At 65.2% G+C, this 9,018-nt stretch carries 6 protein-coding genes; 4 read left to right on the plus strand and 2 right to left on the minus strand.

The window, feature by feature from the left end; all coding sequences use genetic code 11:
* Positions 1-12 precede the first annotated feature (12 nt).
* On the plus strand, positions 13-516 hold the full coding sequence (locus L2I41_RS17325) for a dihydrofolate reductase family protein (RefSeq protein WP_237154835.1): 504 nt from the start codon (positions 13-15) through the stop codon (positions 514-516).
* Positions 517-582: 66 nt separating this feature from the next.
* Here the strand turns inward: L2I41_RS17325 and L2I41_RS17330 are convergent, their stop codons facing one another.
* On the minus strand, positions 583-2,520 hold the full coding sequence (locus L2I41_RS17330; RefSeq protein WP_237154836.1) for an oxidoreductase: 1,938 nt from the start codon (positions 2,518-2,520) through the stop codon (positions 583-585).
* A 1,014-nt stretch (positions 2,521-3,534) separates the two neighbouring features.
* A complete protein-coding gene (locus L2I41_RS17335; RefSeq protein ID WP_237154837.1) occupies positions 3,535-5,319 on the minus strand; it encodes an acyl-CoA dehydrogenase family protein in 1,785 nt (594 codons plus the stop codon).
* A gap of 149 nt (positions 5,320-5,468) precedes the next feature.
* On the opposite strand from L2I41_RS17335, the gene L2I41_RS17340 reads away from it, so the two are divergent.
* The 3 genes from L2I41_RS17340 to L2I41_RS17350 all read left to right on the plus strand — a co-directional run bounded on the left by L2I41_RS17340 (position 5,469) and on the right by L2I41_RS17350 (position 8,307).
* A complete protein-coding gene (locus L2I41_RS17340) occupies positions 5,469-6,437 on the plus strand; it encodes an L-threonylcarbamoyladenylate synthase (RefSeq protein WP_237154842.1) in 969 nt (322 codons plus the stop codon).
* Positions 6,438-6,634: 197 nt separating this feature from the next.
* The gene (locus tag L2I41_RS17345) at positions 6,635-7,564 is read left to right on the plus strand and encodes a histone deacetylase family protein (RefSeq protein WP_237154838.1); all 930 of its coding nucleotides are present in this window, start codon (positions 6,635-6,637) and stop codon (positions 7,562-7,564) included.
* A gap of 554 nt (positions 7,565-8,118) precedes the next feature.
* Positions 8,119-8,307, plus strand: coding sequence for a hypothetical protein (locus L2I41_RS17350; RefSeq protein WP_237154839.1), 189 nt, complete (start codon positions 8,119-8,121; stop codon positions 8,305-8,307).
* Positions 8,308-9,018 lie beyond the last annotated feature (711 nt).

Raw genomic sequence — 9,018 nt, forward strand, 5'->3', positions numbered from 1 at the left:
CCGGAGGTCTCCATGATCCGCGGCTTCATCGCCTCCTCGCTCGACGGCTTCATCGCTGCCGCCGACCATTCGCTCGCCTTCCTTGATGCCTATGCGCTGGAAGACAGCGGCTATCCCGCCTTCATCAAGGATATCCGCACGATCGTCATGGGCCGCCACACCTGGGACTTCTGCCGCGCCCTGCCCGATTGGCCCTATGCCGATCAGGACACGCTTCTGGTCACCAGCCGCCCGGTCGACAATCCCTCGCCGCGTACCACGATCTGGACCGGCGACATCGACGCACTGATCGCCGTGTGCCGGCAGGTGCCGCAGGATGTCTGGATCGTCGGGGGCGGCGGCCTGCAGCAGGCATTCCTGGACGCCGGCGCCATCGACCGGCTCGACCTGTTCCTGACGCCCGACCTCCTCGGCTCCGGCATCCGCCTCTTCCCCGGCAGCACACACACCGGCAAGCTTCGACTGATCGAAGTTCACCAGCGTGGGCAGCTGGCGCATCTGGTCTACGGGCTTTAGCCGCCCGCCGGTCAGGTGCATCAACCTGACCGGCGGGACAAACCCCGTCATCAATGCTTGCCGGCGTCAGACCCGGCGGGCGGCGCGATGGCCTTCGCCCACCGCTTCGGCGATCCGGCGCGCGGCGACGGCGTCACCGACCAGTTTCGCCTTGGGGAAGTGCTTCGCGATCGCCGCAAACAGACCGGCGGACGGGCGCACGCCGAGCGCCAGCACTACGGCCGTGGCGGTCACCTCCTCGACTTCGCCGGTGGCGGCGGCCTTCAGCGTCACCGTCCCCTTGCCGATGCCGGCCAGGCTCTGGCCCGTGCGGATGGCGACATGCTGCCGCTCCAGTTCGCCCAGCACATCGAAGCGATTGATCGGCATGACGCCGATGCACAGATCGTCGCGCATCTCGACGACGCTGACCTCATTGCCCTTGCTGGCAAGCCAGGCGGCGGTTTCGCAGCCGGTCAGACCACCGCCGACCACGACGATCCTTTCGCCCGAAAGCACCACCTGTCCGGCCAGCACGCTTTCGGCCGTATGGACATGGTCGAGATCGACGCCGGGAATCCTCGGCACGATCGGATCGCCGCCCGTGGCGACGATCAGCGCGTCGGGGGCTTCCTTGCGAATGGTCTCCAGGTCAGCCTCGGCGTTGACGCGCAGCTCGACGCCAAGGCGCTTGAGCTCGGCGACAAGGTATTCGACGAACCACATGATCTTGCCCTTGCCGAGCGGCTGGCTGCCGAACAGCAGCTGTCCGCCCACGGCCGCCCGCTTTTCGAACAGCACGACGCGGAAGCCGCGTTCCGCCAGCACGCGCGCCGCTTCCATGCCTCCCGGACCACCGCCGACCACCACGGCCTTGCGACCGATGCCGTCGCGGGCAACGTCACCATACTGGTGCTCATAGCCCGCCTCGGCATTGAGGGCGCAGGTGATGCGCCGGCCCGAGATGATTTCGCCGAAGCAGGTCAGGCAGCCGATGCAGCGGCGGATCTCGCTCTCGCGCCCCTCCTCCGCCTTGCGGCACCAGTCGGGATCGGCGATGAGGCCACGCCCGATGGCAATGAGATCGGCCTGCCCTTTCTCGAGAACGGCTTCGGCCACCGCCGGCTCGCGGATGACGCCGACGGCGATCACCGGCACCTTGACCACGGCCTTGACCGCCGCGGCCATATGCACGCGCCAAGCCTGCTCGGACGATATCGGCTCGATGATCGTGCCCATGGTCTCGTAGATGCCGCTCGAAATATTGAGCACGTCGACACCCCGGTCCTCGAGATGGCGGGCCATCCGCACGCCTTCCTCCAGGGTGATGCCGTCGGCGACGAACTCCTCGACACTCAGGCGAACGATGATCGGGAAGACCGGGCCGCAAGCTGCCCTGATCCCCGCAACGATCTCGTCGAGAAAGCGCATGCGCTTCTCGAAGGTGCCGCCATAGTCGTCGGTCCGCTTGTTGGTGTGCGGGCTCAGGAACTGGTTGACCAGATAGCCGTGCGCGCCATGGATCTCGATGCCGTCGGCGCCGGCGATCTGGCAGTTGACGGCGCTGGTGACAAAGGCGCCTACGAGCCGGGCAATCTCACGGGTCTCCAGCGCGCGCGGCGTGTCGGGGAGGATACCGCAGCGGACACCGCTCGGCGACAGCAGGTCGTTGCCATCGTTGTTGTGCTTGGTGGTCTGGCAGCCGGGGTGCTGCAGCTGCACGAAGATCCGGGCGCCTTCGGCATGCACCGCATCGATGAGCCGTTGCAGCATGACAGTGAAACCGAAGGAATCGGCGCGCGGATTGGACGGGCCACTGCGGCCGGCCACACCGTCGACGGCGAACACCTCGGTGATGATCAGGCCGACGCCGCCGCGCGCCCGGGCTGCATACCACTCGATCACATGATCGTTGATCTCGCCGCTGGCATTGGCCATGTGGGTTCCCATGGCGGGCATCACCACCCGGTTCTTCAGGCGGAGAGCGCCGATGCGCCCTTCCTCGAACAGCTTTCCGTAGGTCATTGAACAGTCCTCGCTAGATGTCGCTTTGTCGGGGGCGAGCCCTTGGCGCGGGCTCCTGTGGCGGGTTTGATGTCTCAACCGCCCGCGACACGGCAGCTGGCAACGTCAAACTGGAAAATCGAATGGTTCCGGCCTGTTGCAGGAACCCTTCCCGGCACGCAGCAGGGCGTCCCGGGGGCTTGGGCGGGCGGACGGCAGCGTCGCGATCGGTAGACTGGAGGCGTGCGCAATCCTTCGACGGAACCCTCAGGTCCAGCCGATGTGGCACGCTGTCTCGAACGGAACGCGGATCGCCGAACGGTGGGTTCGGCCTGGCCCGTTGGCGCCGCCACGACCTTCTGGCCTCAGGCGAACGCGGGCTCCGGCCGCTGCGGTGCGCTGGCTATCATCGCTCCGCGGCTATCCTCTGGCGGTCTTCCGCCTCTCTTGCGACTATCGTCGCCTTCGATCCTTGCTCGCCTCGCCTGCCGCGACCCGTGGGCCGTCAGGGGCGACCGATGGTTCTGATCTGGCGCGCGTCACGCCTCGTCCCCCGCACCGCGCGCGTCCCGGATATCTCCTCGCCTCCGGACCTTTGGTACGAATGTGCCGGTCCATGGCTTGTTTCCTTTTGTCTTTCCAGCGCCGGATTGAAGCCGTGCTGCCATGGCTCCACGACGCCTTAGGTCGTACGACCTACCTGCATTTAGTCAGCGGTGGTTTGGAGTGTCAACACGCGGAAATACTGCTGGGCGTGGACCTTATCCCCTTGATCCCCGAGGCCTTTGCCCCGCTTGCCGCGCTTCAAGGAAGATCCGCGCGCCAGCTCTGGAGACAACCTGTGACGATCACGAGCCGAAAGGACAGCGACACGGAACCAGAATGGGCCACCGGCCGTCCCGTGTCCGGGCCGGCCAATGACAAGTCTTGTCGAACTGAGCTTCGATGGAACAGCCTGGGCGTCCAGGCGGGTTCCTGGCGCAGGATGACTCCCCATGAATCACCCTGACTCTCTCTGAACCCGCATGGACCTCGTCAGCCCAGCAGGGCCGGGTTCAGGTCGTCGATCACCGCCGCGCCGGCCGTTGCGGCGAGGCGCAGGCCGCCGGCGACGGCCATGGTGTCGGTGGCGTAGAAGCGGGCGACGGCCAGACGGCGCGCGGCTTCCGTGGTGGTCGTGGCCTCGGCGAGGTCGGCCAGCACGGCCTTGAGGTGATAGGCACCGCCGGCGGCCAGACCGAACAGCCGCAGGTAAGGTGTGGCGCCGGCCAGCGCATCGGATGTGCGCCCGTCGCTCAGGGCCCGCATCAGCCAGTTGGTGGCGAAGGTGAGTTCGTCGAGCGCCGCGCCGACCTTCTCCGCAATGGTGCGGATCTCCGGGCCATCGACGCCCTTGCCGTCAGAGACCGAGGCCTTCAGCTCGGCCACATAGCTGCGGAAGGCTTCGCCGTCGGCGAGCGTCAGCTTGCGCGTCACCAGATCGATTGCCTGAATGCCGTTGGTGCCCTCGTAGATCGGCAGGATGCGGGCATCGCGATAGTCCTGGGCCGCGCCGGTTTCCTCGACAAAGCCCATGCCGCCATGCACCTGCACGCCGATCGAGGCCACTTCCACCGCGATGTCGGTCGAAAAGGCCTTGGCCACCGGCGTCAGCAGCGCCGCCCGGTCGCGGTAGAAGGCCCGCACTTCCTCCGGACCGACCCGGCCGAGATCCAGAGCATGAGCGAGACTGTAGCAGATGGCGCGGGCCGCGTCGGTCAGGCCGCGCTGGGTCAGCAGCATGCGCTTGACGTCGGGGTGATGGATGATCGGGCAGGCGCCGGTGCCGCTCCAGCCGGCGGCGCGGCCCTGGCTGCGTTCGTTGGCGTAGTCGCGGGCCCGCTGATAGGCGCGTTCGGCCACGCCGACACCCTGCAGCCCCACCGACATGCGGGCGCTGTTCATCATGGTGAACATGGCGGCTAGGCCACGGTTGGGCTCGCCCACCAGCCAGCCGATCGCGCCGGTCTTCTCGCCGAACTGCATCACGCAGGTGGGCGAGGCGTGGATGCCGAGCTTGTGCTCGAGCCCCACCACCTTCACGTCATTGAGGGCGCCGAGGCTGCCGTCCTCGTTGATCATCCGCTTGGGCACCACGAACAACGAGATGCCGCGCGTGCCGGCCGGTGCGTCGGGCAGGCGCGCCAGCACCAGATGCACGATGTTCTCGGCGCAGTCGTTGTCGCCGTGGGTGATGAAGATCTTCTGGCCGAAGATGCGGTAGCTGCCGTCTCCCACCGGTTCGGCGCGCGTGCGCATGCCCGACAGATCCGAGCCGGCCTGGCTCTCGGTCAGGTTCATGCTGGCCGTCCACTCGCCGGAGATCAGCTTGTCGAGATAAAGCGTCTTCTGTTCGTCGCTGCCATGGGCTTCCAGCGCCTCCATGGCGCCGATGGTCAGCATGGTGCCGGTGGCAAAGGCGGTGTTGGCGCCGTTCCAGATTTCCAGCGTCGCCGCATAGAGCATGGTCGGCAGGCCCTGGCCGCCGTGGTCGGGCGATCCGGTCAGCGCGTTCCAGCCACCTTCCGCCCAGCGGCGGTAGAGATCGGGCCAGCCGCGCGGCAGGCGCACCTGCCCGTCGATCAGCTGCGCGCCTTCGATGTCGCCCTGGCGGTTGACCGGGGCCAGCTCCTCGGTCGCGAACCGCCCGGCTTCGCCGATCACCGCGTCCACCAGATCGCCGTCGAGGTCGCCGAAGGTGCCCGCCGCCAGCTCGGCCTCCATACCCGCCACGGATTTGAGCCAGAAGGCGATGTCGGATGTGGGCGCGCGGTAGACCATGGCTTTTCTTCTCCAGGGGGGCAGTCTAGACTAGACCTTATTCGGCACAATCGATCAGGGCACAAGTCGCCCTTTGGAGCACTGCCGGTCCCGTTTGCCACCGTCCACAGTCTCACACGCAGGTTGCCTTGACGCCGCATTACCAGCCCATGGCCCGGATCGAACCGGTTTCCGCCGCCGCGATTGCCCATGCCGCCGATGTGATCCGCGCCGGTCAGGTGGTCGCCTTCCCGACCGAGACCGTCTACGGGCTCGGCGCCGACGCCACCAACGGCCGCGCTGTTGCGGCCATCTACGAGGCCAAGGGCCGGCCGAGTTTCAATCCGCTGATTGCCCATGTGGCAAGCCTTGCCGCCGCCGAAGCGCTGGTCGAGTTCGACCCGATTTCGCGCCGCCTCGCCGAGGCCTTCTGGCCGGGACCGCTGACGCTGGTGCTGCCGATGCAGCCGGACTGCCCCATCAGTTCTCTGGCCACCGCCGGCCTCGATACGCTCGCCGTGCGTCTGCCGGCCCATCCGGTGGCGCGCGATCTCATCGTCGCCGCCGGCGTGCCGATCGTGGCGCCGAGCGCCAACGTCTCCGGCCACGTGAGCCCCACCTCGGCCTCGCATGTGTTCGGCGACCTCGCCCGCCGCATCCCGCTCATTCTCGACGGCGGCCACACCGAAGTCGGCGTCGAGTCCACCATTGTACAGGTGCGCGAGGGAACGGCCCATCTCCTCCGGCCCGGCGGGCTTGCCAGCGAGGAACTGGAAGCGGTCATCGGCGCGCCGCTCCAGCGCGCCGAGGCGGGGGACCCTACCGCACCGATCGCGCCGGGCATGCTGCTGTCGCACTATGCGCCCAAGGCGCGCGTCCGCCTGCATGCGCGTGCTGTCGACCCCGGCGAGGTGCTGCTGGCCTTCGGCCCCAGGCACGTGCCCGGCGACGCCGACGCGGCCGGTGTCTTCAATCTCAGCCCCACCGGCGATCTGCGCGAAGCGGCGGCCAACCTGTTCCGCATGCTGCGCGAAGCCGACGCCCTCGCCATCACGGGCATCGCCGTCGCGCCGATCCCGCCGCATGATCTTGGCGAGGCGATCCTCGACCGGCTCGAACGCGCCGCCGCGCCGCGATAACGCCCGTCGATTTGCCGCCTGCTGCCAACTATTCACCGAAAGAGGTGTAGAGCGCCTCGGCAAACCCGGCTAAACTGGACCGCATGTCGGCCCTTTTCTTGAGGACGGACGGAGGATTTCGGGACGGTGTCCGATGGAGGTCGGGAGCGTTCCGTGGCTGGACGCCATTGCGGCCAGTCTTGGGAGGCGGCTCGACTTTGCGTACACTCTATCTCAGTCACCCCAGCTTTCTCATGCATCTGACGCCCATGGGTCATCCCGAGCGTCCGGATCGGCTGCGTGTGATCGAGCGCGAGCTGGAACGCGAGCAATACCAGGATCTCATCCGCGACATCGCCCCCAAGGCCACCATGGAGCAGGTGGCACGCGCCCATCCGCTGTCCTATGTGGAGCATATCCGCGTTCAGAACCCCACCGAGGGCCTGATCCGCATCGATGGCGACACGTCCATGTCGCCGGGCACCTGGGAAGCGGCCCTGCGCGCTTCCGGCGCCGCCTGCCTCGCGGTTGACGAGGTGATGACCGGCCTCGTGGACAATGCCTTTTCGGCCCATCGCCCGCCGGGCCATCATGCCGAATACCGAACGGCCATGGGCTTCTGCTTCTTCAACCATTCCGCCGTCGCCGCCCGTCACGCCCAGGAGGTGCACGGTGCCGAGCGCGTCGCCATCATCGATTTCGACGTGCATCACGGCAATGGCACGCAGGACATCTTCTACAACGACCCCAGCGTCTTCTATGCCTCGACGCATCAGATGCCGCTCTACCCCGGCACCGGCGAGCTCAACGAAACGGGCATCGCCAACAACATCTGCAATGCGCCGCTGTTTGCCGGCAGTGACGGTTCTGCCTTCCGCGAAGCCATGAGCTCACGCGTCCTGCCGGCGCTCGACGCCTTTGCGCCCGATCTCATCCTGATCTCCGCCGGCTTCGACGCCCATACGCGCGATCCGCTCGGCGAGGTGGATCTGACGGAAGCCGACTTCACCTGGGTGACCAAGCGCCTGATGGAGGTGGCCGACCGCCGCTGCAAGGGCCGCATCGTGTCGTTGCTCGAAGGCGGCTATGATCTCATCGGCCTGTCCCGCTCCGTCGCTGCCCATGTGACGGCACTGATGGGGCACTGAGTCGCCTCACCTTCCCACCCCGCTTTGCCCCCTCTTTGCGTCATCGAGCCGTCGCTGCAGGCCTGCGACAAAATGCCCGAGGCTTTCGCTTTTTGCTGCAAAGCGAAAGCAAAGGCGTGGCTTTTCACCGCATTTCGACTTTCGGTGAATGGAGGAAAGGTGGTTTTCCGGCAAAAAGAGAAGCAGCAGAATCCCCGCTGCACAGGGAAAAAATCCTGCCGGAGAATGGAAATCCGTATAAATACAGTGTTTTCCACGTCAGATTAAGACGTTGTTAAGATCTTTGCCTTGAGCCGGATCAAATCTGGCAACAATCAGTTCAAATCGGAAATAAACTTTTTTCTGTTGCCCCGGAGCAACAATTCTTTTTTGCAGCGCGAAAATCTAAATCGATCGCATAGGAAATGTGTAACGATTTAAACTCGGGCCGCCCTTGTTCCGCCTAAATTTTCGATCTAACTTATACTTCAGAAAACGCGATAACCGTTGCGTCTTTCTCAGGGTTTTCATGTAACAACAAACTCGTAGCCGGTAGTCCGGACAGGATGGAAAAGATGTCCACGCAGGTTGACTCGCATGTGAAGGATCAAGCCCAGCAAGGCAGCCAAGTCGATCTCGATAGCCAGTATCATCAGATCGGTATTCCGGCTGTGAATGCGGCTGCACATGCGGTTCGTCGTCCCCAGGTACAGCAGAAGGACTATTCCCCCCAGCAGCAGGTGATGTTCTCCTACGAGGATTGAGCATTTCTGCTTTGCCGACTTTGGTTTGATCCCGACTTTCCGCGCGTCCCGCTCACGCTAAGCTTTGCCTTGGCGCCGTGAATGGATGTGCCTGCGGATGACTGGGATCGTTTGCCCTGCATTTCAGGGCATCGAAGTCGTATCCCGTCTGCCTGGAAGAATTTCTGAGCGATCGTCTCGCGCGAGCGGACGGTCGCTTTGTCTTTTCCGGGCCAGCTCGACGGGGAGCGCCCTGTCCGGCCGGCGACAAAAAAGGAGCCGCCGATCATCCGAGTTGGGAGGCGCCATGTGACTGGAGAAGTCGGGCACAACGGATGACCAGCGGCCTAGTCGCGGTTCTGGACGAAGAAAGCTGGGCCTGCTGTCAGACAGGGACCTGCTTCCGGAAGTCGGCAGCGTCACTGCGGGTCAGACGCGATTCCCGCAAAGACACCTGCCGGCTATTGCGGAACCCGAGGACGCAGCCAAAGCGGGCTGCGCCTTCGAATGCCGCAATCTCAGGAGCCCCCATTCGATCACGGTGAACCATCCCGATCGACGGACGCTCAAACTCTTCAACATTCCCCCGTCGTCTCGCCGCTTGCGCCAGCCCGACGACAGGGACATCAACCTCGGCCTGGCGACGCCCACACGGCGTCAACCCGGGTCTCATACCAAGTGGCATTGAAAATGACCTTGGTATTCCGTATTCGAATTTCTCATGCCTTTGAC

This window comes from Oryzibacter oryziterrae, from assembly GCF_021864535.1.
In the GTDB taxonomy this organism is placed as follows: Bacteria; Pseudomonadota; Alphaproteobacteria; order Rhizobiales; family Pleomorphomonadaceae; genus Pleomorphomonas; species Pleomorphomonas oryziterrae.

Excerpts from the sequence above, each read along its gene's own strand:
- L2I41_RS17325 (WP_237154835.1), top strand. The coding sequence starts at position 13 with ATGATCCGCGGCTTCATCGCCTCCTCGCTCGACGGCTTCATCGCTGCC.
- L2I41_RS17330 (WP_237154836.1), bottom strand. The coding sequence starts at position 2,520 with ATGACCTACGGAAAGCTGTTCGAGGAAGGGCGCATCGGCGCTCTCCGC.
- L2I41_RS17335 (WP_237154837.1), bottom strand. The coding sequence starts at position 5,319 with ATGGTCTACCGCGCGCCCACATCCGACATCGCCTTCTGGCTCAAATCC.
- L2I41_RS17340 (WP_237154842.1), top strand. The coding sequence starts at position 5,469 with ATGGCCCGGATCGAACCGGTTTCCGCCGCCGCGATTGCCCATGCCGCC.
- L2I41_RS17350 (WP_237154839.1), top strand. The coding sequence starts at position 8,119 with ATGTCCACGCAGGTTGACTCGCATGTGAAGGATCAAGCCCAGCAAGGC.